General features: G+C 43.1%; 24 protein-coding genes and 1 pseudogene. 20 read left to right on the top strand and 5 right to left on the bottom strand.

The window, feature by feature from the left end; all coding sequences use genetic code 11:
- Window positions 1-25: 25 nt before the first annotated feature.
- On the top strand, window positions 26-2,176 hold the full coding sequence (locus FO447_RS08945) for a hypothetical protein (RefSeq protein WP_200756096.1): 2,151 nt from the start codon (window positions 26-28) through the stop codon (window positions 2,174-2,176).
- A 91-nt stretch (window positions 2,177-2,267) separates the two neighbouring features.
- A complete protein-coding gene (locus FO447_RS08940) occupies window positions 2,268-3,563 on the top strand; it encodes an MATE family efflux transporter (RefSeq protein ID WP_200756095.1) in 1,296 nt (431 codons plus the stop codon).
- Between the two features lie 358 nt (window positions 3,564-3,921).
- On the opposite strand, the gene FO447_RS08935 is transcribed toward FO447_RS08940, so the two are convergent.
- Window positions 3,922-5,208 (bottom strand): IS1380-like element IS942 family transposase, encoded by a 1,287-nt coding sequence (locus FO447_RS08935; RefSeq protein ID WP_055235773.1) that lies wholly within the window; start codon window positions 5,206-5,208, stop codon window positions 3,922-3,924.
- Between the two features lie 145 nt (window positions 5,209-5,353).
- Here FO447_RS08935 and FO447_RS08930 point away from each other — a divergent pair, with 145 nt between their 5' ends.
- The 7 genes from FO447_RS08930 to FO447_RS08900 all read left to right on the top strand — a co-directional run bounded on the left by FO447_RS08930 (window position 5,354) and on the right by FO447_RS08900 (window position 9,961).
- Complete coding sequence (locus FO447_RS08930; RefSeq protein WP_006848323.1) at window positions 5,354-5,533, top strand: tetratricopeptide repeat protein; 180 nt, start codon at window positions 5,354-5,356, stop codon at window positions 5,531-5,533.
- Window positions 5,534-5,602: 69 nt separating this feature from the next.
- Window positions 5,603-5,833, top strand: a complete 231-nt coding sequence (locus tag FO447_RS08925; RefSeq protein ID WP_006848322.1) for a 4Fe-4S binding protein — start codon at window positions 5,603-5,605, stop codon at window positions 5,831-5,833.
- A gap of 3 nt (window positions 5,834-5,836) precedes the next feature.
- Window positions 5,837-6,919, top strand: a complete 1,083-nt coding sequence (locus FO447_RS08920) for a 3-methyl-2-oxobutanoate dehydrogenase subunit VorB (RefSeq protein ID WP_200756094.1) — start codon at window positions 5,837-5,839, stop codon at window positions 6,917-6,919.
- Window positions 6,916-7,680 carry a thiamine pyrophosphate-dependent enzyme gene (locus FO447_RS08915; protein ID WP_118416053.1) on the top strand — a complete coding sequence of 255 codons (765 nt, stop codon included), beginning with the start codon at window positions 6,916-6,918 and terminating at the stop codon, window positions 7,678-7,680. The genes FO447_RS08920 and FO447_RS08915 overlap by 4 nt, the downstream gene beginning before the upstream one ends.
- A gap of 64 nt (window positions 7,681-7,744) precedes the next feature.
- Window positions 7,745-8,293 (top strand): 2-oxoacid:acceptor oxidoreductase family protein, encoded by a 549-nt coding sequence (locus FO447_RS08910; protein ID WP_117695038.1) that lies wholly within the window; start codon window positions 7,745-7,747, stop codon window positions 8,291-8,293.
- A gap of 113 nt (window positions 8,294-8,406) precedes the next feature.
- Entirely contained in the window at window positions 8,407-9,525 is a 1,119-nt protein-coding gene (locus tag FO447_RS08905) for an AAA family ATPase (RefSeq protein ID WP_233339178.1), read from the top strand.
- 166 nt (window positions 9,526-9,691) lie between these two features.
- Window positions 9,692-9,961 carry a hypothetical protein gene (locus FO447_RS08900; protein WP_117695039.1) on the top strand — a complete coding sequence of 90 codons (270 nt, stop codon included), beginning with the start codon at window positions 9,692-9,694 and terminating at the stop codon, window positions 9,959-9,961.
- Between the two features lie 486 nt (window positions 9,962-10,447).
- On the opposite strand, the gene FO447_RS08895 is transcribed toward FO447_RS08900, so the two are convergent.
- The 4 genes from FO447_RS08895 to FO447_RS08880 all read right to left on the bottom strand — a co-directional run bounded on the left by FO447_RS08895 (window position 10,448) and on the right by FO447_RS08880 (window position 15,883).
- Window positions 10,448-11,290, bottom strand: coding sequence for a CvfB family protein (locus FO447_RS08895; protein WP_200756093.1), 843 nt, complete (start codon window positions 11,288-11,290; stop codon window positions 10,448-10,450).
- 144 nt (window positions 11,291-11,434) lie between these two features.
- Window positions 11,435-12,184 carry an ABC transporter ATP-binding protein gene (locus tag FO447_RS08890; RefSeq protein ID WP_200756092.1) on the bottom strand — a complete coding sequence of 250 codons (750 nt, stop codon included), beginning with the start codon at window positions 12,182-12,184 and terminating at the stop codon, window positions 11,435-11,437.
- A 129-nt stretch (window positions 12,185-12,313) separates the two neighbouring features.
- Window positions 12,314-14,446 carry a cation:proton antiporter gene (locus FO447_RS08885; RefSeq protein ID WP_200756091.1) on the bottom strand — a complete coding sequence of 711 codons (2,133 nt, stop codon included), beginning with the start codon at window positions 14,444-14,446 and terminating at the stop codon, window positions 12,314-12,316.
- Window positions 14,447-14,611: 165 nt separating this feature from the next.
- Complete coding sequence (locus FO447_RS08880) at window positions 14,612-15,883, bottom strand: dicarboxylate/amino acid:cation symporter (RefSeq protein WP_234698965.1); 1,272 nt, start codon at window positions 15,881-15,883, stop codon at window positions 14,612-14,614.
- A gap of 176 nt (window positions 15,884-16,059) precedes the next feature.
- Here FO447_RS08880 and FO447_RS08875 point away from each other — a divergent pair.
- The 11 genes and pseudogenes from FO447_RS08875 to FO447_RS08825 all read left to right on the top strand — a co-directional run bounded on the left by FO447_RS08875 (window position 16,060) and on the right by FO447_RS08825 (window position 26,066).
- Window positions 16,060-17,416: pseudogene (locus tag FO447_RS08875) on the top strand (AAA family ATPase).
- A 453-nt stretch (window positions 17,417-17,869) separates the two neighbouring features.
- Window positions 17,870-18,169, top strand: coding sequence for a nucleotidyltransferase family protein (locus FO447_RS08870; RefSeq protein WP_200756089.1), 300 nt, complete (start codon window positions 17,870-17,872; stop codon window positions 18,167-18,169).
- Between the two features lie 90 nt (window positions 18,170-18,259).
- Window positions 18,260-18,415, top strand: coding sequence for a protein tyrosine phosphatase (locus FO447_RS08865; protein WP_200756088.1), 156 nt, complete (start codon window positions 18,260-18,262; stop codon window positions 18,413-18,415).
- Window positions 18,416-18,563: 148 nt separating this feature from the next.
- Window positions 18,564-18,791: a hypothetical protein gene (locus FO447_RS08860; protein ID WP_200756087.1), complete on the top strand. Its 228-nt coding sequence runs from the start codon at window positions 18,564-18,566 to the stop codon at window positions 18,789-18,791.
- 441 nt (window positions 18,792-19,232) lie between these two features.
- Window positions 19,233-19,649 (top strand): hypothetical protein, encoded by a 417-nt coding sequence (locus FO447_RS08855; RefSeq protein ID WP_200756086.1) that lies wholly within the window; start codon window positions 19,233-19,235, stop codon window positions 19,647-19,649.
- A 508-nt stretch (window positions 19,650-20,157) separates the two neighbouring features.
- On the top strand, window positions 20,158-20,520 hold the full coding sequence (locus FO447_RS08850) for a LytTR family transcriptional regulator DNA-binding domain-containing protein (RefSeq protein ID WP_228119568.1): 363 nt from the start codon (window positions 20,158-20,160) through the stop codon (window positions 20,518-20,520).
- Window positions 20,521-20,541: 21 nt separating this feature from the next.
- Entirely contained in the window at window positions 20,542-21,231 is a 690-nt protein-coding gene (locus FO447_RS08845) for an FHA domain-containing protein (protein WP_200756085.1), read from the top strand.
- 106 nt (window positions 21,232-21,337) lie between these two features.
- Window positions 21,338-22,285 carry a hypothetical protein gene (locus FO447_RS08840; protein ID WP_200756084.1) on the top strand — a complete coding sequence of 316 codons (948 nt, stop codon included), beginning with the start codon at window positions 21,338-21,340 and terminating at the stop codon, window positions 22,283-22,285.
- 25 nt (window positions 22,286-22,310) lie between these two features.
- Window positions 22,311-22,922 carry an FHA domain-containing protein gene (locus FO447_RS08835; RefSeq protein ID WP_200756083.1) on the top strand — a complete coding sequence of 204 codons (612 nt, stop codon included), beginning with the start codon at window positions 22,311-22,313 and terminating at the stop codon, window positions 22,920-22,922.
- Between the two features lie 8 nt (window positions 22,923-22,930).
- Entirely contained in the window at window positions 22,931-24,097 is a 1,167-nt protein-coding gene (locus tag FO447_RS08830; protein ID WP_200756082.1) for a protein phosphatase 2C domain-containing protein, read from the top strand.
- Complete coding sequence (locus FO447_RS08825; protein ID WP_200756081.1) at window positions 24,081-26,066, top strand: bifunctional serine/threonine-protein kinase/formylglycine-generating enzyme family protein; 1,986 nt, start codon at window positions 24,081-24,083, stop codon at window positions 26,064-26,066. Before FO447_RS08830 ends, FO447_RS08825 begins: the two co-directional genes overlap by 17 nt.
- Window positions 26,067-26,081: the final 15 nt, after the last annotated feature.

The following is a 26,081-nucleotide window of genomic DNA, read 5'->3' as shown; positions in this document are numbered from 1 at the left end:
TTATTCATAGTCAAAAAGTTGAATTATGGGAAAGATTAAAGTAATCCGAGTTGTCTTCAGTATTCTGTTGGTACAGCTCTTGACGTTGTCAGTGAATGCTGACGAGAAAGCTGATTATTTGAAGTTGGCGCAAAAGGTGCGGCAAGAAGTTTGGAGCAGTACGCCTGCTGACTTTCAAAAACGAACGGTTCCCGACAGATACAAGAATGCTTCGGCCGTCATACTATCTTATTATCGGGAGTTGAGCACGGATTATTATCGTAAGGCAACGGCTGATCTGGTGCTCAATCTTCGCCTTACTCGTCAGATAGACTGTACGGATATGGAACGTATGTTAATTCAAATCAATGACAAAAAGGCGTTGAAGGATTATTCTGAGTTTACTTTCAAGACGAAAAGTAGAAAGTGGACCTGGGGATATCATCATAAAACGCAAACGGTGCTTGGCATTCGTGTTATAAAGAAGAATGGTAACGTACAGGAAGTAAGTTTAGATGACTATGTAGATGTCAAGGAAGGCAAAAATGACAAGGACTTGAGTCAGAAGATAGCTGTGCCTGGTTTGGAAGTGGGAGATTGTATTGATGTCTTTTCTCTAGACCAAATAGATACACAGGAACAACAGCTGGATCCTTTCTATTTTGTTCTTCGTCAAGACGAACCTGTCCTTTATACCAAGGTTCACTGTGTGCTAGACCAAAGTCTTGCCACCGTCTATCGGACGATGAATGGTGCCCCTGATTTTACTCAGACCACAGACAAGGACAAAAATGCAGTGCTCGATATGGTTATGGATAAGCCGGTAGATGCAGAATCATCCATTTGGTATAATTCTTTGGAGCAGTCACCTTTTATAGAGATGTATATTACCCCGACCAAGGCTAAAGTGGCAGTAGTAGAGAAGGCTATGCGCAAAAAAGGTGTTCGAGGCAATCCTGATGTAACACCAATCCTGCAAGACGATTGGAAATTGCTGAAATCTTATGTGTCTAAGGGGGGATATTCTCCTGCTGGTCTTCCTAGTACGTATAAGAGCGTCTTCAAGTCTGCCAAAAAAGAGGGGATGTCTGCCGAGGAGAAAGCTGACCGTATTTATTCTTTTGAGTATGTTAGTGGGGGAGCTTCTCAGAGGGTTTTTAATACAGTGGCTAATTATTTGCGTAAATTGGGTGTGGAAATAGAAATGGGCATTACCACTCCGTTTGGTGCATTGCCTGTTGATAAACTGATTAATTATAATTCGACATCTTGGTTCTTCCGCCTTAAGGGAACTGATGTGTACTACTTCCCTGGGACTTATCCTAAGGTTGCTTCCGAGATACCTTATATATATCAAGGAAGAAAGGCGTATATGCAAGATTCCGAGGAACAAATAACGATACCTGTGAGTCAAGCTGAAGACAATAAGTCGGTGAATGATATGGTGGTTAAACTTGATGGTACTAAACTTGATATCAGTAGGAAGGTAACTTATTCGGGTGAACAGAAAATGTACGGTCAGTCTTTGGTGAGTCCTGATAACACGCTTTTTGGTTCAAGCCAACTTGAAGCTTATTGGCGATATTTGAAATACGACGACAAAGATCCGTACTCTTGTTATACTAAGAAGGAATCTGCTGAATTAAAAGGAGCTTTCAATGAATATCGGAAAAATGCCATAGATCCGTTTAAGGCTGAAATCAGTAGTTATCACGATGGTGATCCTGTGCAAGTTGGTGGCTATGGAGTAGATTGCGTGGGAATCCGTCGAGATAGTTCTAACTTTGTTTATCATGTAGATTATGTGATGGATGGAATGGTGAAACGCGCTGGAAATAACTATTTGTTGTCGGTAGGTAAGTTAATAGGAAGTTCGTTGAAACTAGAAGGCAAGGATCGAGAGCGTATCGATGATGTTTGGCGCAAGATAGCGTTTGTTGATGAATGGAATATAGAGATTCCGTTGCCGCAAGGATATAAGGTCTCTGCTGAAGCATTAAAGAAGATTGAGACTTCGGTGGCTAATGAGTGTGGAGAATTTACAGTTAAGGCTACCGCTGGAAATGAAAGTGTAAAAGTGTATGTGCGCAAATGTTTTGCTCATAGAGTGGAACCTGTCTCAAACTGGAGCAAACTGTTGGCTTTGGTTGATGCTTGTAGCGCTTTCGCTGATAAGCAGATGGTAATAGCGAAATGAATGTAAGTTTATTGAGTATATTTTTTAATTCTAAAAGAGGTGCTTACAGCTTGAAGGTCATATACCGGTAAAACTAAATGAGGTTTAAGAATTGAAAAAGGTGAATAAACGAATATTGCAATTAGCGGTGCCGTCGATAATATCCAATATCACGGTACCGCTTTTGGGTTTGGTGGATGTCGCAATCGTCGGGCATATCGGCGATGCAGCTTACATCGGAGCCATTGCCGTGGGGTCGATGCTATTCAATGTCATCTACTGGCTTTTCGGATTCCTGAGAATGGGAACCAGCGGAATGACTTCGCAGGCTTTGGGAAGGAGAGATTTGGCTGAGGTGCTGAGGCTCCTGGTGCGCTCTCTGAGTATCGGTGTGGGGATAGGTGTGCTGTTCTTCGTTCTCCAGAAATGGCTGATAGGCTGCGGACTCTGGGCGATGTCGCCGGAAGCGGATGTCGTGGAACTGGCACGGAGATACTGTTATGTCTGTATCTGGGGAGCCCCGGCAGTGCTCGGACTCTACGGATTTACGGGCTGGTTTATCGGTATGCAGAACACGCGCATTCCGATGATGGTATCGCTGACACAGAATGTGGTGAATATCATAGCTTCTCTGCTGCTGGTATTTGTCGGCGGTATGACGGTAGAAGGTGTGGCGCTCGGAACGGTCATTGCCCAATGGTGGGGATTCCTGATGGCATGTCTGTTCTATCGTATCTGTTATCGCCGGTTAAGCAAGTATGACTATCGCCGGCATCTCTTTGCTGCCGAACCGCTGAAGCAGTTTTTCTCGCTCAATAAGGATATCTTTCTCCGCACCCTCTGTCTGGTGGCGGTAAACCTCTTCTTTACGGCGGCAGGTTCCAGGGAGAGTACCATCGTGCTGGCTGTGAATACGCTGCTGATGACGCTCTTTACCATCTTCTCTTATTTTATGGATGGTTTTGCTTATGCGGCAGAGGCGTTGAGCGGCAAGTATTATGGAGCCCGAAACATGGGGGCATTCCGCGAGGTGGTTAGAAGAACGATGGGTTTTGGAGCTGTCGTGGCAGTAGGTTTCACCTTATTATATATAGTGGGTGGCGAGAATTTCCTCTCTTTGCTCACGAGCGATAAGCAGGTGATAGATGCATCGGGCGAATATTTCTGGTGGGCTGTGCTGATTCCGCTGTCTGGCATGTCGGCATTCGTCTTCGATGGCATCTTTGTAGGCATCACCCAGTCTAAGTCTATGCTCTGTTCTACCGCCGTAGCCTCGGCTTCGTTCTTCGGTCTGTTCTTCGGCTTGCATTCTTTCCTGGGCAATCATGCCTTGTGGTTGGCCTTCATTCTCTACCTCTTGTTAAGGGGAATCGTACTGTTCGTCATTTACCGTAAAAAACTGCGGTAAATGACAAATAGTGTTTTTATAGAATATTTTAGTAGAAATAATGCACATCTTTCATAAAAATTGCACACAGAATTATAGTGTGCGCATTTTTGTGAAAAACTACATTAATATAGTTTAAATCTTAGGCTTATATTCTTTTTCTTAGCCGAAAATTAGTAATTTCGCAGAGCAAAACTTAAAAAGAAAAGAGCCTCAAATCCGCAACCTATAGGGTTTAGTGGGATTTTGCTTGCAAAGCGACAAAATTCATTTTATTGTACATATTTCTTGCACAACAGAAATGTCGCAGACACAAAATCCCCTTACCCCATAAAGCGACTTGAGGTAATACGCTGGTTTAACCAGAAAAGCATGGTCTTTAACCAAAGTCTGTCTTGAACAGGTTGGCATAAGCATTGTTGTCTGAGTAAATATTCAATACATGCCTACGTGATGTCTTAATCCATTTCGCAGGAACAGAGATGAACTTGAAAACAAAGGTCTTGATTCTGCTGGTGGCACGCAATCCAAATTCATGGGTTTTCAATCTCTGCATAATAGCTTTGTAGAAGTTTCTGATGAGAGCTGTCATAAGCAGGAATACAGTATTCTGTGCCATGAACGATTTTGGCAATCGATTCCAGCCAAAGCCATTGTTCATGTCATCGAAGATGCGTTCCTTGCCACCACGAAGATTGTAGAATTCCACGATGTCTCTTGCACTCGACTTGTAATCGTTAGTCAGTATACATCTGTAGGTATATTCGCCTTCCCAAATGTCAAGGTCTCCATCTATTCGCCTTTGTCTCTGTATGACAAGACGATACGGTTTTCCTTTCCATTTCTCAACAAGGATGGAATTCAGCTCAAATTCAATACCGTTGATTTCAACAGTTTTCCATCCAGTCAAGGCAAACATGGAATCGTAGAAGGAAGAGCATCTGTTGGCACGAATATAAAAATGCCTGCAATGAGCCTCTACCATATCTACGATTTCCTCCGAGCATGAGCCGCAATCCATGCGGGCACGGGATATATATACTTCTGATGCCTCCAGTCGCTTGAAGATTCTTTCCAAAGTCTCTCTTTGGTTGAAGCGCACGTTTGTGTTGCCGTCTCTATTTTCAATACCGACAATCATGTCGTTAATGACTGCCACACCTGGACTATAGCCCAGGAACTTCTTGTAGGTTGGTTTTGCATCATGCTTCTCTGTTTCAATGAACTGATGGTCAAAGTCAAAATCATACTCTTGACCGGATTTCAATTGACCAGTAGCAAGCAGGGCTTTGATCAATAAGCAGTTCATCTTGTCTGCAGTATTGAAATCATAGGAGTTGCCAGAAGCAGATTTATAGGTGATGTTCTTACAAGTCAGTTCTTCGATAGCACGCAATATGGTGTCTGCGCTGCAAGTGCGAAGAGTTGGATGAAGAGACAAATGTTTCATCAAGTGAGTTGTAACATCCTCAATACATGAGCCGCCACAAAGATATACGCACATCAGAGAGCGTAGAATTTCGCTATATTGATAACCAAACATAGTGCATCTCAATCCCAAGGTGGAATCTATGGTTTGAGCTAAAAGAGCATCAAATTGCTCCATAATAGAAAAAATTCCTCCAAAAGGAGTGAGTTTCTCAGATTTTATTTGTATCTTTGCCATGTCATATTAGAGTTTTGCTTGTCTTCTTTTCGCAACACTAAGGTAAGTGAAAATTCTGACATGGCAAAATCCTGGGCAACTTTTTGTTGCTCAGGCACTTATAAATAATGTTAAACTATAGTGTTGCGGAATTAAGGAAGAGTAAATGACAGCAGAAGAATATTATCAGCAAGGTAACGCCTGGCGCAAGCAGGGTGACTTTAAGCGTGCCCTCGACTGCTATATGGAGGCCATTGCCCTCGATCCGGAGAGCCCTGCCGTAGCAGCCAAGGAGATGCTGGATGATATCATGAGCTTTTATTGCAAAGACTACTACAATCCATAACAACCGACATGTGGACAGCAGGAGCTTTGTTTACTCCAATGGTAAAGATAATTAGTAAGAAATTAGAATATGAGTAAGATTAAAGGGGCTATTGTAGTCGACACCGGGCGTTGCAAGGGATGCTCGCTCTGTGTGGAGGCTTGTCCTCAGCATGTCATCGCATTGGCAGAGAAAAAAGTCAATGTGCATGGTTACCGTTATGTAGAGGCAGCTGTACCTGATGCGTGTGTTGGTTGCACTTCGTGCGCCATCGTGTGTCCGGACGGCTGTATCACTGTTTATCGTAAGAAGGAGGACTAAATAATGGCAAATCAGGAAGTTACATTAATGAAAGGCAATGAGGCGATAGCCCATGCCTGTATCAGATGTGGTGCGGATGGTTTCTTCGGCTATCCTATCACACCTCAAAGTGAGATTATAGAGACGCTGGCTCTGCTCAAGCCATGGGAAACATCAGGTATGGTGGTTCTGCAGGCTGAGAGTGAGGTGGCGGCTATCAACATGGTTTATGGTGGCGCCGGTGCCGGTAAGCGTGTCATTACCACTTCTTCAAGTCCGGGTGTGGCTTTGATGCAAGAGGGTATCTCTTACATGGCAGGTGCTGAGATTCCGGGCGTTATCGTCAATGTGCAGCGTGGCGGTCCGGGTCTGGGTACCATCCAGCCATCCCAAAGTGATTATTTCCAGGCTACCCGCGGCGGTGGTAACGGCGACTATAATGTGATTGTGCTGGCTCCTGCTTCTGTTCAGGAGATGGCTGATTTCGTTGATCTCGCCTTTACGCTTGCCTTTAAGTATCGCAATCCTGCGATGATTCTGAGCGATGGTGTCATAGGTCAGATGATGGAGAAGGTGGTTCTGCCTCCTGTCAAGCCTCGACGTACAGAGGAGGAGATTGCGAAGGAATGTCCTTGGGCTACCATCGGCCGTCCGAAGAGTCGTCCAGTCAACATCATGACCTCTCTGGAACTCAAGCCTGAGGTAATGGAGGAGCGCAATATTGCTCTTCAGGAGAAATACAGAAAAATCCGTGAAACCGAGGTTCGTTATGAAACCGAACAGATGGATGATGCCGACTATGTTATCGTAGCCTTCGGTAGTGCGGCACGTATTGCCGAGAAGAGCATCGAGAGTGCGCGTGAGCAGGGCATCAAGGTAGGCTTGTTCCGTCCTATCACCCTCTGGCCTTTCCCTGAAAAGGAGATTCATGAACTCGCCAAGACCAAGAAGGGCATTCTGGTTGTAGAAATCAATGCCGGTCAGATGGTTCAGGATGTGCGACTGGCTGTGAATGGTCAGACTCCTGTGAAGCACTTTGGTCGTCTGGGCGGTATCGTACCGGAGCCGGAGGAAATCGTTGAAGCATTAAAGAAGTTAATAAAATGAATGATATAATTTCACCAGAGAATCTGGTATATAAGAAGCCTACGCTGATGAACGATACCCCGATGCACTATTGCCCGGGGTGTTCGCATGGCGTAGTTCATAAGCTCGTTGCCGAGGTTATAGAGGAGATGGGCATGGAGGATAAGACGGTAGGCGTATGTCCGGTGGGCTGCGCTGTCTTTGCTTATCGCTATTTGGATATTGACTGGCAGGAGGCTGCTCATGGTCGTGCACCTGCTGTAGCTACGGGTATCAAGCGCTTGTGGCCTGATCGTCTTGTCTTCACTTATCAGGGCGATGGCGACCTGGCTTGCATCGGTACCTGCGAAACTATCCACGCCCTGAACCGTGGTGAGCATATCGCCATCATCTTCATCAATAATGCCATCTATGGTATGACCGGCGGACAGATGGCTCCAACCACCCTGTTGGGTCAGAAGACTGCTACCTGTCCTTATGGTAGAGAGGCTGATCTTCATGGTTATCCACTCAATATTACCGAGTTGGCAAGCCATCTGCAGGGTACTTGTTATGTAACCCGCCAGAGTGTGGAGACCGTGGCAAGCATCAAAAAGGCAAAGAAGGCTATCCGTAAGGCGTTCGAGGCAAGCATGCAGGGCAAGGGCTCCAGCCTGGTAGAGATTGTTTCTACCTGCAACAGCGGTTGGAAACTCTCACCTGTTGAGGCCAACAAGTGGATGGAAGAGAACATGTTTAAGCAGTATCCTAAGGGTGACCTGAAGGATACAACGGGAATGTAAGTGAAGAACGAAGAGTGAATAACGAAGGAAGAACGATTTGCTCTTCTAATATAATAATAGAACAATGAAGACAGAAATCATTATATCCGGTTTTGGCGGTCAGGGCGTTCTCTCTATGGGAAAGATTCTGGCTTATTCAGGACTGATGGAGGATAAGGAGGTAACCTGGATGCCTGCTTATGGACCAGAGCAGCGTGGCGGTACAGCCAATGTAACGGTCATTGTGAGCGACAGTCGCATCTCTTCGCCTATCCTGAGCCATTATGATGTAGCCATCGTGCTCAATCAGCCGTCGCTCGACAAGTTTGAGCCGAAGATTAAGCCAGGCGGCATCCTGATTTACGATGGCTATGGTGTGATGAATCCTCCACAGCGCAAGGACATCACCATTTATCGCATTGATGCAATGGACAAGGCTGCCGAGATGAAAAACTCCAAGGTGTTCAATATGATTGTTTTGGGCGGTCTGCTGAAGGTTTGTCCTGTTGTGAGCACCGATGGTTTGAACAAGGCGCTTTACAAGTCATTGCCAGAGCGCCATCATGGTTTGATTCCACTGAACATGCAGGCAGTGGAAGAGGGAATGAAGATTATCGAAAAGGTAGACCGATAATAAACAGATTTTTAATCAATATGAATTATGCAATTTGCATTATGCAATTTGCATAATTCAAAATAAATAATTATCTTTGCAGCCGAAAGTAACATTTTAAAATGGTGAGCTATATGGAGAATCCTTTTATCATAACGGGTTATATCAAGCCCGAATATTTCTGCGACAGAGAAAAGGAAGCGGAAAGAATCATCAATAAGGTAACGGGTGGTGAGAATATGGTGGTAATGGCTGCAAGACGAGTAGGCAAGAGTAAACTGATAGACTTTTGCATGGATTCTTCTGCCATCAAAGACCATTTCATCTGTATATCCATCGATATCCTCCGAACTTCCAGCATCCATGAATTTGCGTTCGAGTTGGGAAAGGCTGTATTTGAATTGGCTGCCCGTCGTGGAACCAAGATGATGAGAATGGTGGTTAACACTCTGAAGTCTATCAATGGCTGCTTCGGTTACGATCCGATTTCCAATATCCCAACGTTTAATCTTTCGTTGGGTGATATTTCTAATCCGCTCTATACTTTGGATGAGATATTTGCCTGTTTGGAGCAGGCTGATAAGAAATGCATCGTTGCCATCGACGAGTTTCAGCAGATAGGTTATTATCCAGAGAAAAATATGGAAGCCATTCTCAGGACTTATATTCAGAAGTGCAGCAATGCCAATTTCATCTTTTCGGGCAGCGAGCGTCATCTAATCTCCAAGATGTTTTCCGAGAAAGCGCATCCTTTTTACAATAGTGCTGATATGATGAACCTGGAGGTGATTCCGCTTGATAAATACAAGGAGTTTGCTATCCGCTTGTTTGGTAAGTTTGATAAGAAGATTAAGGAGAAGGCTATAGAGCAGGTGTATCAGGCTTTTGGTGGCAATACCTATTATATGCAGAAGGTGATGCACGAGGCTTTTAATCAGACTGTGCCACAGGCTGAGGCTGATTGTGAGATGATAGAGGGCATTATCCATGCTTTGGTATTGGATAATGATCATAAGTTTAGCGAGATACTTTCCCGTCTCACTCTTCCGCAGAAGGAACTACTATATGCTGTTGCTAAGGAGGGAATGGCTAGTCAGATTACTTCTTCTGGTTTTGTGAAGAAGCATCGTCTCCGTTCGGCAAGTAGCGTGCAGAGTGCCGTGAAGAAACTGCTGGAATATCATCTGATTTCTACTTCTCAAAGTGCGTATTATATTGATGATCAGCTTATGAACTTATGGTTGAAGGAGTAAATTGAATGTTTTTGAAGTGAAATCGAGATAAGACAATAGAGCCTTTTGGTATTTTTGATACTGAAAGGCTTTTTTGTATTTTAAAATGAAGAAAGTTATTCTTTTCTTTGGCATTTCTAATTCTTTTCGTTAATTTTGTGGCGTTAATTTAAAAGAAAGGAATAAGATGGAAACGATTAATATTCAGTTTCAAGTACCTTCTACAGGTCAATATACGCTTGACGAATTTGTCGCCAAGCTCAAAGACTATGCTGAAAAATTAGCCAGTTCTATCTCCAAGTCAGGAAACAGTTACCAGGAAACTTATATGAGCCAGGCAGAGCAGGAAGCCTATGTGGCAGAAAGTCTTAACCGTGCTCTTGATGAAATGGAAGCTCATAAGAAGAATGGGACTAAGCCGATGGATGCTCGTGATTTGTTGAGAAGACTTCTCTAATATCGCGATGAGTTTATCAGCTTTTTGCTTGATAAACGTGAAAAAGGATAATATGCAGAAAAGGAATCTGGAAAAAAATATGGCAGCAACTGTTTTTAATCAAGCACAATTTGATGCGCCACCTTTTTAAATGAAATGCCTTGTTGCCCCTGATTTGCGACAAACTTTAACGCTGTTGCCGCTGATTTGCGACAAAAAAGTAGTATCTTTGCCCCTGATTTGAAACAAATGCATATGTTTAGACGAAATATCATCAGTAAATTGGAGGCTTGGAAGCAAGACAAAAAGCATAAGCCTCTTATCTTGAGAGGAGCTTACGTTGATCAATCTTCCGTTTTATCTGATAGGTAATTTGCGGAGCGTATTGGATGCTGTTGTAGAAGAATAAAGAAGGATGTAATGCATCATGCAAAATAAATAATAAGGTGGACAATGCTTTTTAAAAATAGCAATGTCCACCTTAATTATATATAGTTCTAATCTGCTTTATTCCGCCAATCGGATGCTCATCGGGCTTACGGTGATGAGGCGCTTTTTGTATAGATCGCCCACGGCACGCTTGTAAACCTTCTTGCTCACGTGGAAACGCTCGTAGATGTCGTCGGCCTCGCTCTTGTCTCCAAGGTTGCACTCGCCGTCGTTGTCCAGGAGATACTGGTAGAGGGTCTCGGCGAAGTCGGCTGTCTGCTGGATGCCGGTCTTCTGCAGGGTGACATCTATCTTTCCGTCAGGACGAACTCTTCCGATGTAGCCCTTCATCTTGTCACCGGTATGGATGTACTGGAAAATCTGGTCCTGATAGAGGAGACCCGGATACTGGTTGTCGATGATAACCTTGAAGCCGAGGTCGGTCTTCTGCCAGATGAGGAGATCCACCTCATCACCATGCTTGTAGTGAGGATGGTCTTCGTTGAGATAACGCTCAATCTTGGCAGAGGCAACGATGCGGTAGCTCTCCTCATCGATGTGGATATGCACGATGTAGGAGTTGCCGAGCACCATACGTTTCTTCTGCTCGCGGAATGGGCAGAAGATGTCCTTCATCAACCCCCAGCCCAGAAAGGCTCCGTATTCGTTGACCCATTTCACTTCGAGATAGGCGAAGTCGCCCACCTTTGCCAAAGGGGTTTCGGTGGTTGCTATGAGGCGCTCTTCCTGGTCGAGATAGATGAAGACATCCAGCTCGTCGCCGATGCCGACATTCTCTGGGACGTAGCGGGAAGGAAGGAGGATTTCTCCCTCGTCACCACCATCGAGATACAGACCGAAATCAACTTTCTTTACGATGCGAAGGCGATTGTAATCGCCGAGTTTTATCTTTTTGCTCATATAATATTATTTTCGAGAATATAAAATGCTTTTGCCCTTACAGGGCGACAGGTTTGTGTCCGTAATTACCCAGGGTGTTGCCCTGGGCTAGGAGCTTCTGCCCTTTACCTTTCCCTTCGGCCGGTGACCGTTGGTTCAGGGCGTTTAGATGCAATCTATGGATGAGTCTGGTTCTTCAGCAGAAACTTCTTTATTGTTATCTGCAGTTTCTTCCTGGCTATCAGTAGCTCCTGCTTCCACCGTCTTCTCAATCATTCCATCCTTGAGATGGATGGTGCGGTCGGTGATGGAAGCAAGGCCCTCATCATGAGTTACGATGACGAAAGTCTGACCGAACTTGTCTCTGAGGTCGAAGAAGAGCTGGTGAAGCTCAGCCTTGTTCTTGGTGTCGAGACTTCCTGATGGCTCATCGGCAAGGATGACGGCAGGATTATTGACCAAAGCTCTCGCCACGGCTACACGCTGTTTCTCACCACCGGATAACTCGGCAGGCTTGTGACTGGCTCTATCGCTCAAGCCCATGAATTCCAATAACTCCTCGGCACGCTCCTTGGCTTCTTTTCGGCTCTTGCCTGCAATGAAGGCAGGAATCATGATGTTCTCCAGGGCGGTGAACTCAGGGAGAAGTTGGTGGAACTGGAAGACGAAACCGAGATGCTGGTTGCGGAAATCGCTCAGTTTCTTGGTGCTGAGGCTGCTTACATCGATGCCATCAACCATGATGCTGCCACTATCAGGCTTGTCGAGGGTACCGATAATCTGGAGGAGTGTAGTCTTGCCGGCACCACTAGGACCGACGATACTTACCACCTCGCCCTTGTCAATATGCAGGTCGATGCCCTTAAGCACCTGCAGGGAGCCGAAGCTCTTGGTTATACCTTTTATATCAATCATTTTCTTACTCAAAATTATTTTGCAGGCAAAATTAAGCAAAATATTTGGAAATGCCTAATTTTAAGAGATAAAAAGAAAAAAAGAGCCTTATTTTATGTAATAAAACTCTTTTTGATAAAAACAAATTTGTTATTTTCTGAACTTCTTCTTAAACCATTGCAGGAATGATTCGTAAGCACTGATCTCTTCCTGATGCTGAGGCTCAGCGAAGGTAAGCTGGTCGCCGTAGGAATCACCATGCTGGTCGGGGAAGATAATCATCAGGTTGGTACCTGAGAAGTATTTCGTTATTTCCTCCGGCAGACGCTCCAGTGCTGTCTTGTAAGATACGGTTCCCTTACGGGCGGTTACTACCACGAACAGGTGGTCTGGAGATATCTGCGAAGCCAGCTGCGGCAACTCGTTCCAGTGAATCATCTGGGTATAATCAGCACGCACTTCCGGATGCCGGTTCTTGATATATTCATTGATGAGCGCCAGACTCTCTTCTCTGCCATGAAACTGGATGCGGCAGTCGAGATTGCCGGCAAGTCGGGCTAGTCGTTCCAACCAGCGGTAGAAACCCGGCTCAAACTCTGCTCTCGAAGGTACGGCTACCTGTATTCTTCTCAATGTATTCAACGGCTGTCTGATGCGTGCCATGATGATCTGTCGGCTCAATCCGTTGAAGAGACTCTGGTGGAATTCTCCCCAGAACTTCGGCGAAACCTCAGGATGCATGTGCATTCCGATGATAATCTCAGAACATTGGAACTCGTTGAAGGCATGCTTGATGCCGTTGGCGATGTTGGCTGCAATACGAACCTGGGTCTGCGTCATCACATCGGTGGCAGCAGCCAGCTGACTGCAATGTTCCAGAAGCCGTCTTCCCTGTTCCTGGTTGTATCGCATGTCCTTGTCTTCATATACCACATTCAGGCAGATGAGACCCCTGTTCAGTTTCTGGTTTCTCACCAGAAACGCCAGACTCATCAGGTTGTCGGCATATTCAGGATATTTCACCGGAACCAGAATCTTCTCATCGCTCACCTTCTTGTCGTCTTCCGCATCAGGCAGTTCCTTGTCTCTCAGGATAATCTTCTGCGAAGATCGGTCGGTAAGGATGGATGAGATGATGCAGGTAAACAGAATCATCATAACCACACCATTGAGCATATCATCGTTGACGAGATAAGTGCCCGGTGCTACGAGCAGATGCATACCCACCATCACCATGGCGATACTTCCGGCAGCATGAGCCGAAGTGAGTCCGAACATCATGTGACCCGAAGAAAGTGGCAATCGGAAACCCAGACAGGCGATATAGGCTGCGATGGCTTTGCCCAGGGTTCCGAAGAAGGCGATGCAGAACACGACCCATAGAATATGACTGCCCTGAAACAGAAGATTGATATTGATCAGCATGCCCACACCTATCAGAAAATAAGGAATGAAAAGGGCATTGCCGATAAACTCGAGGCGGTTCATCAGCGGCGAAACATGCGGAATATATCTGTTTAATATCAGACCGGCGAAGAAAGCACCGAAAACGCCCTCGATGCCCACTATCTGCGAAAGTGCCGCACTCATAAAGAGCATCGAAAGTACGAAGATAAACTGCATCACCGCATCGCTGTATCTTCGCAAAAACCATCTTGTAAGTCGGGGAATCAGCATGATCATCACGCCACAATAGACGGCAAACTTGAGGGTGAAGAATACCCAGAACAGTACGCCGTCATGTTTGCTGAACGATGCTACCAGTCCGGCAAGCATAATCAGGGCTATGAGCAGCGAAATCATGCTCGATCCCACACTCAGCGTAACGCTCGGTTTCTGTTGCAATCCGTATCTCGAAACGATAGGATAGGCAATCAGCGTATTGGATGCCATGATGCAGCTCAGCAGGAAGGAAGCCTTGGCAGAGTAGTGGAGCAACCAGATACTCATGCCGTATGTGAGGAAGAACGGTATAAAACAGGTGAGCAGGCCATAGATAAGCAGTCGCGACTTGTTCTTTTTCATGCCTTCCATATCCATCTCCAGTGCGGCGAGGAACATGATGTAATAGAGTCCCACCTTTCCGAAGAGCTCAAACGAAGAGTCGCGCTCCAGGATATTCAGTCCGTATTTGCCTATGAGCACACCTGCCAGCACCATACCGATGATGTGCGGGATACGGAGTTTACCCATGATGATAGGGGCAAAGAGGATGATGAGGAGCACTACGAAGAATATCAACGTAGGGTCTGTGATAGGGAAGTATTGAGCGATATGGAACATAGGCTTTCTTCTTTTTTGTTATACTTAAAGAGGGATTTCTGCATCAGCATTCATCCCTCCCTTTCTGTTTTTGACTGCAAAAGTACGAATAAATCTTGAAAGCACAAAGTTTTTCTGCCCTTATCCTACTATCATGGTGATATTTTTGCATGCTCACTATTGTTTCTATCTTTTCAAATCCCTATCCACCATGGCGCAGACACAGGAATCAGACCATACGTTTTCTGCCGTCTCTACCATGTCGATAATGGTATAGATTGGCAGGATGATGCCCATGATGCCGATAGGAGCATTGATACCGGACATCAGAGATAGGGTAAGGAAATAACATCCCATCGGCACTCCTGCATTACCCACTGCTGAGATAACTGAAATGAAGAGCCAGAGAATCATCGTAGTCCAAGGTAAAGGCATTCCTCCATTCTGCATCAGGAATAAGGAGGTTACGAGGATAAACGCAGCGCAACCATTCATGTTGATGGTAGTACAGATAGGTAATACGAAGCGGGAAACCTGATTGGAAACTCCCAGTCTGTCTTCTGCTGTCTGCATCGTCACCGGCAACGTAGCAGCAGAACTCTTTGTAAACAGAGCCATTAATACTGCCGGCATCATCTTGCCCAGTGTACGCACAGGGTTCAAGCCTCTTGCCAAGAGGAAGAGCGGAAGGATGATGAAGAATTGAATGACATTACCTCCCAGGATAACAGCTACGTACTTTCCTAGAGAAGCCATCACGATACCCGCAGAGAACTGGGCTGAGAGTTGTGCTGCAAAGGCAACGATACCCAGAGGCAGAGCCCAGATTAATCCATGAATCAGCATGAAAAGCAGATCCTGTAATCCAAACAATCCCTTCATCACGACTTCTTTTTTATCGCTTGATGGCATTTTGGTTAAAGCAATACCTGCTGCTGCCGCCAAAATCAATATAGAGAGTACATTTCCTTCGGCAAACGGCTTGATGATGTTGTTGGGTATTACCCCAAGAATATGGTCATAATAGCTGGTTTCTCCCAGCTTTTGGGGAACATCCGCCATACCGCTCTGTACCAAGGCTGTAGGTAAATTGCCTGGAGAAACGATGTTGTAGAGCACCAGTCCCACTGCTGCAGCTGCTATCGTCGTGAGCAGGGTGTAGGTGATGGCGTGGCGGAATATCTTACCGGTATCTGCCTGGTTGCCCAAGGATGCCAGGGTTGTGATAACTGCCAAGGCTATGGTTGGTACTGCCAGAAGCTGGAATAAGCGGGTATAGACCGTGGCTATGAAGTTCATCAGACCATCCAGCCAGCTGATGCCGAATATCCCCAAGACGGCGCCTACTATCAAAGCGCCAATCCATAGTACCAGCTGCCGGGTTTGCTTATTCTTCACTCCTTTTTGCTTACTGCAGCCAGCATTGCTATCCGGCTGTCTATTTCCAATATTATTCATTGTTTCTACCATGATTTTAAACTATTATTTTCAAAAGGCAAAGGTATTATTTTTTTTCCTTGTCAACAATCCCACAAATATGGTATTTTGCAATCTCGTTATTTTTTTCGGGATATTCTTTTGCTTGTATCATTATTTTTTGTAACTTTGCCGAAAGAATTTAAAACGGCAGCAATATGAAATATCCTATCGGCATACAGAGTTTCGAACAAATCATAGAAGATGGTTATGTTTATCTCGATAAGACGGCATTGGTCTATGACTTAGTGACTAATGGTAAAATATACTTTCTGAGTCGTCCACGACGATTTGGAAAGTCGTTGCTCGTATCTACCTTGAAATGCTATTTCGAGGGTAAGAAGGAACTGTTCAAGGGGCTTGCCATCGACAAGCTGGAGAAGGAATGGAAGCAATATCCTGTGTTCCATCTCTCTTTTGGTGGTCAAAACTTTGTAGAGCCTTATGCGTTAGATAAAGTGTTGGAGGAGTTTGTTGCCATGGCAGAACGTATCTATGGGCGTGAGGAGTTGGCCGAGACTTTAGGTAGTCGCTTTAAGGCAGTGTTGGGGAAAGCTCATCAGAAGACAGGAATGAGAGCTGTCGTACTCATTGATGAGTATGACAAGCCTTTGCTTGATGTGATGGATATGGATATTTCTGTGCAGAATGAATATGGAAAGATGACTTTGGAGGATTATAATCGCAATCTGCTCAAAGGCGTATATTCTGTGTTCAAGGAAGCTGATGATGACCTACAGTTTGTCTTGCTCACGGGTGTCACCAAGTTCTCACAGGTGAGCGTGTTCAGTGGCTTCAATCAGCCTAACGACATCAGTATGGATGAGCATTACGAGGCACTTTGTGGAATTACGGAAGAAGAATTGTATTCTACCTTTGATGAACAGATCAAGGCGATGGCCGTGAGATACAAGACGACGGAGGAAGGGATGAAATACAAACTGAAAAGGAAGTTTGATGGTTATCACTTCAGTCCTAATATGCTTGATATCTATAATCCTTTCAGCATCTTGAATGCTTTGAGCAAGAAGATTCTGGCAGATTATTGGTTCCGCACCGGTTCGCCAACCTATCTTGTTCGCCTATTGTCTCATTTTGATGAGAACATCAATGAGATGGTGAACAGGTTTTATCCTACGAGTAGTTTCATCGATTACAAGGCGGATGTGGAAGCACCATTGCCAATGATTTATCAGAGCGGTTATCTTACCATCAAAGATTGGAATATGGATACCGATTCCTATCTCCTGGATTTCCCGAATGATGAAGTGAGGAGCGGTTTCCTGACGCTGGTCAAAGCAGCAAAGCGAAGGTAGGGTAGATTGTGTGGTAGAGACTCCGAACTATATCTACATCTTCGAATTCAAGCGTGATGGTTCGGCTGAAGAAGCCCTGAAGCAGATAGAGGATATGGGTTATGCCAGGGAATATGCAGCAGATGGCAGAAAGATTTATCAGATAGGCTGCAACTTCTCGTCGAAGACGGGAACCATTGATGGGTGGAAGATGAAGTAAGTAATCCGTAAGAATATCACGAAGATGTAGTGATGTGGCTTTGTTAAGAATGAATCTTCTTTACATTAGCTTGCCTGAGATTCTCGTATTTTCAGCCGCTTATTGTTTCTTTGAGAATATCACAAATATGAAGAAAAACAGAAACTCGTTGATAATCAGATGTTTGTGGTTTCTTGACAAGATGATGCCGTTGAGAAAAATCTATAGTTGTACGACTATAACCCCTATAGTTGTACAACCATAACTCTACAGTTGTACAACCATAGCATGTATAGTCGTACAACTGTAACTTTATAGTCGTACAACTATAGGTCTTGTTCTTAATAGAGAGCAGAAAACAAGGATTTCCAGCCTTTCAAACCTCTTGTTTTTATCGCTAGATTCAAAAAATGTAGGTATATGAATTTTGGTTATAAATATTGACGGGAGGTTGGATATTAAAAGATAAGTGTTATGATGACAGTTCAAGATTATATAGCAATAATTAGGCAAAATAGTTCCAAGATTACTCAAGATTTTGGAATCAAGACCTTGCGCATTTTTGGTTCCGTATCACGAAATGAACAAACAGAGCAAAGTGATTTGGATATTTGTGTAGAAACAGAAACTCCTAATCCTTTTTTATTGGCCGATTTGAAAGAATTCTTAGAGGACTTGTTTAAGTGCTCTGTTGATGTTGTGCGTATTCACAAAAACATGAATCCTTTCTTTAAATCAAGAATTGAACGGGATGGAATCTATGTAATACGATAAAATAAAGATTTTCTCTTATTTCTTTGGCGTTTACACTAGAATGTTGTATCTTTGCAGCTGTAATTTGAACTAAAAATGGAGGAATAAAGAATGAATACAACAAAGTTAACAAGAGAAGAAGCGTTGCGAGGTTGGGATGCTTCTAAGGAAACCAAGCGTAAGATGGTTGAAAAGCTAGAAACCTTGGTAAGGAATAGTTGTCTTGAACGTACAGGCAAAGAACCTATTGGGATAGAAGTATGGTAGTCGAAACATTGTCTCTAGACACGATTAATGCCAATTCTTTGCAAAGTTTGCAGCAAACCTTGCAAACTTTGCAGAGACTAAGAGTTGGTACGGAGCGGGTCTAGCTATGATGTATTGTGGGGGAGATTTGGAAAATCTAAAGTAGCATATGATGGAAAAGATTATTGTTGACGTTGCGTGGTGCGACAGAAATTATGGTGGTTCTCTTGGTAGTAATGTACCAGGAGCGGTGGTTTTTACAGCACCAACCTTTGAAGCTTTGCAAAAAGAAGCAAAGGAAAGTCTGGAGTTTCATATTGAAGGCCTTATGGAAAATGGAGAAGATGTTCCCGAATGGCTGAAGAATGGGGATTATGAGTTTGAGTATATAAGATAAGATCAGTTGTGTGTCTGATTTAGCAAAGAGGGTGTGTCATAAGTAAATGATTCACCCTTTTTGGTTTGTTGGAATGTTACTGATATGTTGTTGGAAAACATAGTATAAGTTGTTGGAAAAGATAGTATATGTTTTTGAGTTAGTTAGTATCTCCGGTCGCACAACAGCTGTTATGCGCTTGCATAGCAGCTGATATGCGCTTGCACAACAGGTGATGTGCATGCGTAGACCAACTGTTATGCGCCAACTATAATTTAGACTTATGACGCCTCCTCTTTGTCATTTGGTACATATAGAATGGCATTTCATACAAGGTAGGCTTAGATATTTGGCTGATAGAAATAATCTTCTTACTTTTGCGCTCGTAATCGGGAAGCGATAGAAAAGAAAAAATCGTGGAACGAGGAACATGAAGTATAACCCTTTAATATATAATAAGGTATGAAGAAGGTAATGTTGATTTTAGCCATGGTGCTAAGTGTAATGAGTGTAAATGCTCAGTTTGTAGAGTATAAACCAGTATATACTAATCCACCTGTCCAGCAATATTCTGTGCCATCATTTGGCTTGGAGATGCCGCAGATGCCTCCGCCTACGGAGGAATATACTGATGTTGGTGCTTATTATATTAAGAACAATCAAGTTGTAAGAGTCAAGATTCGTGTGAGAGAAACGTATAGTGGTGGACGCAGATCATTGACAGTTGTTGGTTATTATGGTGGTCCTTTGGATAGTTTGTTGAGAACACATGCATTCGTTAGCAAGGTGGTTAGAAACCTAGACGGAGAGGTTGTAGCCAATAATTTTGAGTGGAAGGCGAACACGGCGCCTTTCGGTAAAGTGTACTTTAATTTGTAAAGCCGTTTAAGGATATAGGCATTGAGGTTGTCATGGATAGGAAATGTGGAAGCATTATCTTTTTCAGCAGTGGCAAACTTCAATGCCTTTTTGGTGGAAATTTCATAAAAGTAAGCCTGTTGGAAGAAATAATAGAGGAAAAGTTTGGCGGTATTAAAAAGATTTCTTACTTTTGCAATAGAGTTATGAGTGAACGGAAAAGAACGGGCACGATGAAGGCTCTAGTGAATGAGCGTATTGAACGTTATCTTGCGATAGAAATGTGGAAGTTTCAAAGTCTGCTAACGATAAATAGGCAATGATGCTCACGTCTAAGGATTATTGTATCTTTTTCTCTATGGAAGAAGATGTTAATATACTCTATGGCGTGGGCTATTGTATTATTACTTGCTGACGGGTCCTTCCACAACCTCTATCCGGTAATAAGCAATAGTCCCACGCTTTTTCATTGAAAACTTAATGACCGATAGCTACTTCTGGGAACAAGTCAGCGATGTAAATGGTAAATATGGATAGTCAATTTATCGTATTCAATACAAAGACGGAACTCTTAAGATTAGATGTTTCCAAAATTGTTTATTTCGAAGGAGATGGCAATTATACACAGATTGTTACTATTAACAAGCTGAAGGCTGTTGTTTGTCTGAATTTGACTCAGATGGAGAAGTATTTGGCAGAGCATCTTGTAGATTGCAAGAGTATTTTTATGCGAGTGGGTAAGCGCTTTATCATCAACACTGGCTACATCTATCAGGTCAATACGCAAAAGCAACAGTTGATATTATCCGATTATGAGCATTTTGCTTTTGCTTTAGGTATTTCTAAGGAAGCCTTGAAGCAAATGAAGGATTTACTCATAACTAAAAAATAAACTAATCAAGCAAAGAATTTTATGGAATTAATCATTGGACGTGATGCTAGTACATCTCAATTGAGAATAACGATGGGGCAGCAATCCAAGACTTTTGGGGTTGCTGGAAGTGTTCCTATGACTGTGAGCCGTCAACACTGTAGTTTGACCATTAATCCAGATGGTTCTTATAGAATTACGAATCTAAAAACTCAGAATGTTACTTTTGTCAGTGGAGTGGAAATAATTGCAAAGACTATCATGGAAAAGGATAAAATAGAACTTGGTCCAAGCAAATTTTTGGTTAGTTGGGATTGGATAAAGAGTTTTGTTCCTCAAATGGTAGATTTTCGTCCATTGCAGCGTGTTTGGGAAGAATATGATGAACATAAACTTGATCAGCAAATTGCTGACCGCAAGTTTAATTCTCTTCGTGGCATTACTGGTTTGATTACTATGGGAGCCATCGCTTTGAGTATCATTTTCCCCGAATTTAGAGAAACTCCTCTTTATATAGGCTTGTATCTCTTAGGTATTTTGATTTCTGTAGGCTTTACTGTAAAAGCATATAAGGATTCTTCTAAGGGACCGTTAAGGCAGAAACAGTTGACTGAAGAGTTTCAGCAGCATTATGTTTGCCCTCATTGTCATCACTTCCTGGGCTTTCTGTCTTATGGAGTTTTAATGCAGAATGAGGCTTGTCCTTATTGCAAGGCAAAAATCAAAAAGTGATTTCCTACAATAGAAGATAGGTTTTGTGTAATGAGCACAAAAAAAGTACCTATCTATTTATTATTTCACTATATTTGCACCAGTAATCATTTTAAAACGAATAGTTATGGCACAGAATGAAGAAACAATGTATTTCAATAATACACATCCTGAAGTAATACAGGAAAGTAAAGATAAAACTCAGAACGCTGCGGATAAGGCAACTTGGAAGAAAGTAGCGGTAGGTGGTGCTGCTGGTATCTTGTTAGGTGCAAGTGCTATGTATGCCACAGATGCCTTTGCTACAAATGCAGAAGAAACTCCCGAAACAAAACCGGAAGGGGAGAATCCATCGCAAGATGCTGCTGCAGCTAATGATAATGCCTCTATCAAGGTAGCTGAGAGTCATGATGAGCAGAGCTTTAAGGAGGCATTCGATGCCGCTAGAGCCGAAGTTGGTTCTGGTGGCGCTTTTCATTGGCATGGCAATATCTATAGTACTTATACTGAGGACGAGTGGAACAACATGACAGATGCAGAAAAGAACGACTATGCTGAGGCTGTAAAGCCTGAAGTACGTGCTGAAGAAATGAATACTGCTCCTCATCAAACTGAAGATGTTGCTGTGGTATCTCATTCTTCTCATGCAGACCAGGATGTATTTGTTGCTCACAACGATGCAAATTTGCATCAGGCAAGTGATGTGCAGGTGGCTGATGACCAAAATGCAGATGTTCATTTGGTTAATGCGGGTGAAGTTCAGCTTGCTGATGGTTCCATGGCTACAGTGGGTGTTTTCGACGTAGATGGTCAGGAAGTGAGTGTGGTAGATTTTGATCAAGATGGAAATCCTGATGTTGCGATTTGTGACGCCAATGGCAATGGAAGTATTGACGTTGGGGAAGCAGTTGATTTGCATACAGGACAAGTGATTACTCCAAGTGGTAGTGATTTCGCTGATACCGGAGTTGATGATTCTGCTGATCCAAATCTCCAAACTGCATCCTTGGAGAATCCAGATGTTGCTCCTGATATGCCAGACTATATGTCTGATGCTGATATTCAGATGGCATAAACATTGATTTAAATAGATGGTAGCAATGGAAATTAAAAGAATCAAATGTCCGAGTTGCGGTGTATTGCTTGACGTGAGAAATTCTCAAAACGAAGCGGTTAAGGTGATTACTTGTCCTCAATGTAAAACTCAGCTGAGAGTGATGTTCTCACAGCAACATGCTGCAACTCCGCAATCTTTTGGGGAAACAGAATATGTTGGTAATAGTAATGGTGAGACTCAGTATGTGAATCGAGATAATGGAGAAACTCGTTACGTGGGGCATTTCTCTTCTCCTTCTCAATCTGATGACACGATTCTTGCCGACAAGAAAGAAGAAGTTACCCCCGGTTATTTGCTCTATGGTGGTCAGAAGTATCCGTTAGGGATCGGTAGTAATGTAATAGGTCGCAAGGCTACTACTTCGCAGGCAACTGTACAGATTGCTACTGATGATAGATATATGAGTCGTCAGCATCTTGCCATCCAGGTAATTAAGGCTTCTACGGACAAGGTTAGGGTGGTGGTGTCTAACTATCATAATAAAAATGCCAGTTATGTGAATGGACAATTATTGAATGAGGGTGACCAGCTCGTCTTGACAGAAGGAAGTATCATCAAGATGGGTAACACAACCGTTGTTTATCATCAAAAATAAAGCTAACAATGAGAATCAAGATATATCAGCCTTTAGCTATCCATGAGTTGGGTAAAAGGGCGGACCAGGAAGATAGCATCTATCCAATAGAGGGCAAAGCAACGGAGAATGACCGTTTGTTTTTGCTCTGTGATGGTATGGGTGGACATGAGCATGGAGAGATGGCAAGCCAAAGTATTTGCAAAAGTCTTTCTTCGTTTTTGTTGCAGCATGCAGTTGCTTCAGAAGGCTTGGAAGATAAGTTGCTATCTGATGCTTTGGCGTATGCCTACGAAGAACTGGATAAACTGGCTATTGCGGGAGATTCCCGTCAGATGGGAACAACTTTAACTTTGCTGTATTTTCACGGTAATGGATGTACGGCAGCCCATATTGGAGATAGTAGAATATACCATCTCCGTCCATCTTCGCATACCATATTATATAAGAGTCGTGACCATTCCCTAGTGTATGATCTTTATCAGGCTGGTGAGTTGACCTATGAGGAGATGAAGACATTTCCACAGAAAAATGTCATCACCCGTGCGATGATAGCTGGAGACAGAAATCATCCAAAACCTGATGTTATCCATATTTCAGATATTCAGCCAGGTGATTACTTCTATATTTGTTCTGACGGCATGTTGGAACAGATGGAGGATGAGGAGCTGTTGGATGTCTTTGTTGCGAATGTTCGTGATGAAGAGAAGCGACAGATGCTGATTTCAGAAACCTCAGATAATAAAGATAATCATTCAGCTTATATAGTACACATCAAAGAGGTGAGTCATGACGAGGCTGATGTGAGTCTTGTAAATGAAGAGCCTACGGCGAAATGCAATGCTTTGAATATCAAGCCTGATGTGGAAGAGGTGACTGCTTCTCCTGATGTTGAAGTCGTAAAGCCTGCTGGTACACCGCCGCCTGTTCCTGATAGTGTGATCGTTGCGATGGAGAATAAGCAGAAAAGAAAGAAATCTCTCTTCATGGCCTTTGTTGCCTTAGTGGTATTGGCTGCTGTTGGCATGGCTGGTTATGGCTACTATAGCAAGCATAAAGCAGAGGCAGCTTTGCAGGATTCTCTTCTAGAGGATTCAATGGTGTCCGTGCAAGTGCTTAATAGCAAGTTAGAGATTGATACAACAAAGCAAGATTCTATAAACCAAGATACTACCAAAAATGAACGAAATAAATAATCAAAATATGCTCCAGGTTGGAACCATCCTACACGGAACTTACAAAATTGAAAGCTACTTAGCATCAGGTGGTTTCGGCAATACCTATTTAGCAAAGAATATCGAGTTTGATGAGACTTATGCCATCAAAGAGTTCTTTGTAAAGGGTGTGTGTCAGCGTGATGGTGATAGCACTACCATTAGCGTAAGCAATGCCGAGAATACCAGTAGCTTTGAGCAACAGCGAGAGAAGTTCAAGAAAGAAGCTCGCCGTCTCCGTAGTCTCAGTAATCCTCATATTGTCAAGGTCTATGACCTTTTTGAGGAGAATGGTACTGCGTATTATGTGATGGATTATGTGGATGGAGAAAATCTATCTGCACGTTTGAAGCGTACCAATGCGCCTTTGACAGAGTCTGCCGTTCTCAATTACTTGAATCAGATATTGGATGGTCTTGAGGCAATCCATAACGAAGGTATGTTCCATCTTGACATCAAGCCAGCCAATATTATGGTGGATAGTCATGATGTAGTCAAGTTGATAGACTTTGGTGCAAGTAAGCAGCAGAGTACGGTAGGTGGTGCCACAATGAGCACGGGCATCAGTTATACGAATGGCTTTGCTCCTAGTGAACAAATGGCGCAGAGCTATGATAAGTTCGGACCATGGACAGATTTCTATTCTCTTGGTGCAACTGTGTATAAGTTGCTCACCAATCAAGACCCCCCATCAGTTTCTGACCTTTCTGAAGACGAGACAGAGGACAAGCATCTTGCCCTCCCAATGCCTAATGTTTCTGGGGAAATGAAGAAATTGGTGGTTTGGATGATGCAAGTGAATAGATTGAAGAGACCGAAGAATGTTGGGGAGATAAGACGTATCTCGCAACAGTTTGCTTCGGCTGCTTATGGTAATGTTGAAGCAACAAAGGCATGTTGCCCTATGCAATCTCATGTTAATCTTGCAGGGGGTGATGAAGAAACACTGTGGGAAGGTAAAGTAAAGAAAGTTAAAGCTGGAGTTAACCAGCAAGGGATAAGTAAGAAAAAAACAGATAGTCATATATGTCGTAATTTATTAATAGCTGGGGCGTTGTTTTTAATATGTTTATCAATTAGTTATTATGGCTATAAAACTATTTGTGAAAATAATGCTTTTGAAAAGGCTTTTTCTTCTCAAAAGATTGATGATATTAATAGATTTGTAAATGAATATAGCAATATGACAGATGAACATCGAAAAAAAATAAATGCAAGACTCTCATATTTAAAAAAGCAACAACATAATAAGCAAATAATAGATAATTTGGTATCTAATATGGTGTATGTTGAGGGCGGTACTTTTATGATGGGAGGAACTGATACATATGATTGGGAAGGGACTAAACCTGTTCATCAAGTAACTTTATCTAGTTTCTATATAGGTAAATATGAAGTGACTCAAGAAGAGTGGATGGCAATTATGGAAACAAATCCATCTGGTTTTACAGGGGAAAAAAGACCTGTAGAACAAGTTAGTGTGGGGGGAGGAAGTATGGATGATTGTTTGAAATTTATAAAGAAATTGAATCAAATAACAAATAGAAAGTTTAGACTTCCAACAGAGGCAGAGTGGGAATATGCTGCTCGTGGAGGCAAACTTAACCAAGGTTATCGTTATTCAGGTAGTAATAATATTTCGGAAGTTGCATGGTGGCATGGGAATAGTGGAGGAAAAACTCATAATGTAGGTCTGAAAAATCCTAATGAATTAGGGCTTTATGATATGACAGGAAATGTTCGTGAATATTGTTCTGATTGGGCTGCACCTTATACAGCAACTTCTCAAATAAACCCTAAAGGTCCGCAAGGAGGGGAGTGTGGACATATATTTCGTGGTGGAGATTGGGCTCTTGATGAGTATTACTGTACTGTTGCTTATCGAAGTGTTGGTATTTTGGAGGGATATGCAAGTTCTGAGTATGGATTTAGATTGGTTATGGAACCATAGTTCTAAAATGTTTTT

This window comes from Segatella copri, assembly GCF_015074785.1.
Lineage (GTDB): Bacteria > Bacteroidota > Bacteroidia > Bacteroidales > Bacteroidaceae > Prevotella.
Note: the sequence above shows the minus strand (reverse complement) of the source record. Positions and strands in the feature narration are given on the sequence as shown.

Excerpts from the sequence above, each read along its gene's own strand:
- FO447_RS08865 (WP_200756088.1), top strand. The coding sequence starts at position 18,260 with ATGAATACAACAAAGTTAACAAGAGAAGAAGCGTTGCGAGGTTGGGAT.
- FO447_RS08915 (WP_118416053.1), top strand. The coding sequence starts at position 6,916 with ATGAATGATATAATTTCACCAGAGAATCTGGTATATAAGAAGCCTACG.
- FO447_RS08880 (WP_234698965.1), bottom strand. The coding sequence starts at position 15,883 with ATGAATAATATTGGAAATAGACAGCCGGATAGCAATGCTGGCTGCAGT.
- FO447_RS08855 (WP_200756086.1), top strand. The coding sequence starts at position 19,233 with ATGAAGAAGGTAATGTTGATTTTAGCCATGGTGCTAAGTGTAATGAGT.
- FO447_RS08830 (WP_200756082.1), top strand. The coding sequence starts at position 22,931 with ATGAGAATCAAGATATATCAGCCTTTAGCTATCCATGAGTTGGGTAAA.
- FO447_RS08930 (WP_006848323.1), top strand. The coding sequence starts at position 5,354 with ATGACAGCAGAAGAATATTATCAGCAAGGTAACGCCTGGCGCAAGCAG.
- FO447_RS08840 (WP_200756084.1), top strand. The coding sequence starts at position 21,338 with ATGGCACAGAATGAAGAAACAATGTATTTCAATAATACACATCCTGAA.
- FO447_RS08890 (WP_200756092.1), bottom strand. The coding sequence starts at position 12,184 with ATGATTGATATAAAAGGTATAACCAAGAGCTTCGGCTCCCTGCAGGTG.
- FO447_RS08845 (WP_200756085.1), top strand. The coding sequence starts at position 20,542 with ATGGAATTAATCATTGGACGTGATGCTAGTACATCTCAATTGAGAATA.
- FO447_RS08910 (WP_117695038.1), top strand. The coding sequence starts at position 7,745 with ATGAAGACAGAAATCATTATATCCGGTTTTGGCGGTCAGGGCGTTCTC.
- FO447_RS08905 (WP_233339178.1), top strand. The coding sequence starts at position 8,407 with ATGGAGAATCCTTTTATCATAACGGGTTATATCAAGCCCGAATATTTC.
- FO447_RS08825 (WP_200756081.1), top strand. The coding sequence starts at position 24,081 with ATGAACGAAATAAATAATCAAAATATGCTCCAGGTTGGAACCATCCTA.
- FO447_RS08895 (WP_200756093.1), bottom strand. The coding sequence starts at position 11,290 with ATGAGCAAAAAGATAAAACTCGGCGATTACAATCGCCTTCGCATCGTA.
- FO447_RS08860 (WP_200756087.1), top strand. The coding sequence starts at position 18,564 with ATGATGGAAAAGATTATTGTTGACGTTGCGTGGTGCGACAGAAATTAT.
- FO447_RS08835 (WP_200756083.1), top strand. The coding sequence starts at position 22,311 with ATGGAAATTAAAAGAATCAAATGTCCGAGTTGCGGTGTATTGCTTGAC.
- FO447_RS08850 (WP_228119568.1), top strand. The coding sequence starts at position 20,158 with ATGGATAGTCAATTTATCGTATTCAATACAAAGACGGAACTCTTAAGA.
- FO447_RS08920 (WP_200756094.1), top strand. The coding sequence starts at position 5,837 with ATGGCAAATCAGGAAGTTACATTAATGAAAGGCAATGAGGCGATAGCC.
- FO447_RS08885 (WP_200756091.1), bottom strand. The coding sequence starts at position 14,446 with ATGTTCCATATCGCTCAATACTTCCCTATCACAGACCCTACGTTGATA.
- FO447_RS08935 (WP_055235773.1), bottom strand. The coding sequence starts at position 5,208 with ATGGCAAAGATACAAATAAAATCTGAGAAACTCACTCCTTTTGGAGGA.
- FO447_RS08870 (WP_200756089.1), top strand. The coding sequence starts at position 17,870 with ATGATGACAGTTCAAGATTATATAGCAATAATTAGGCAAAATAGTTCC.
- FO447_RS08900 (WP_117695039.1), top strand. The coding sequence starts at position 9,692 with ATGGAAACGATTAATATTCAGTTTCAAGTACCTTCTACAGGTCAATAT.
- FO447_RS08945 (WP_200756096.1), top strand. The coding sequence starts at position 26 with ATGGGAAAGATTAAAGTAATCCGAGTTGTCTTCAGTATTCTGTTGGTA.
- FO447_RS08925 (WP_006848322.1), top strand. The coding sequence starts at position 5,603 with ATGAGTAAGATTAAAGGGGCTATTGTAGTCGACACCGGGCGTTGCAAG.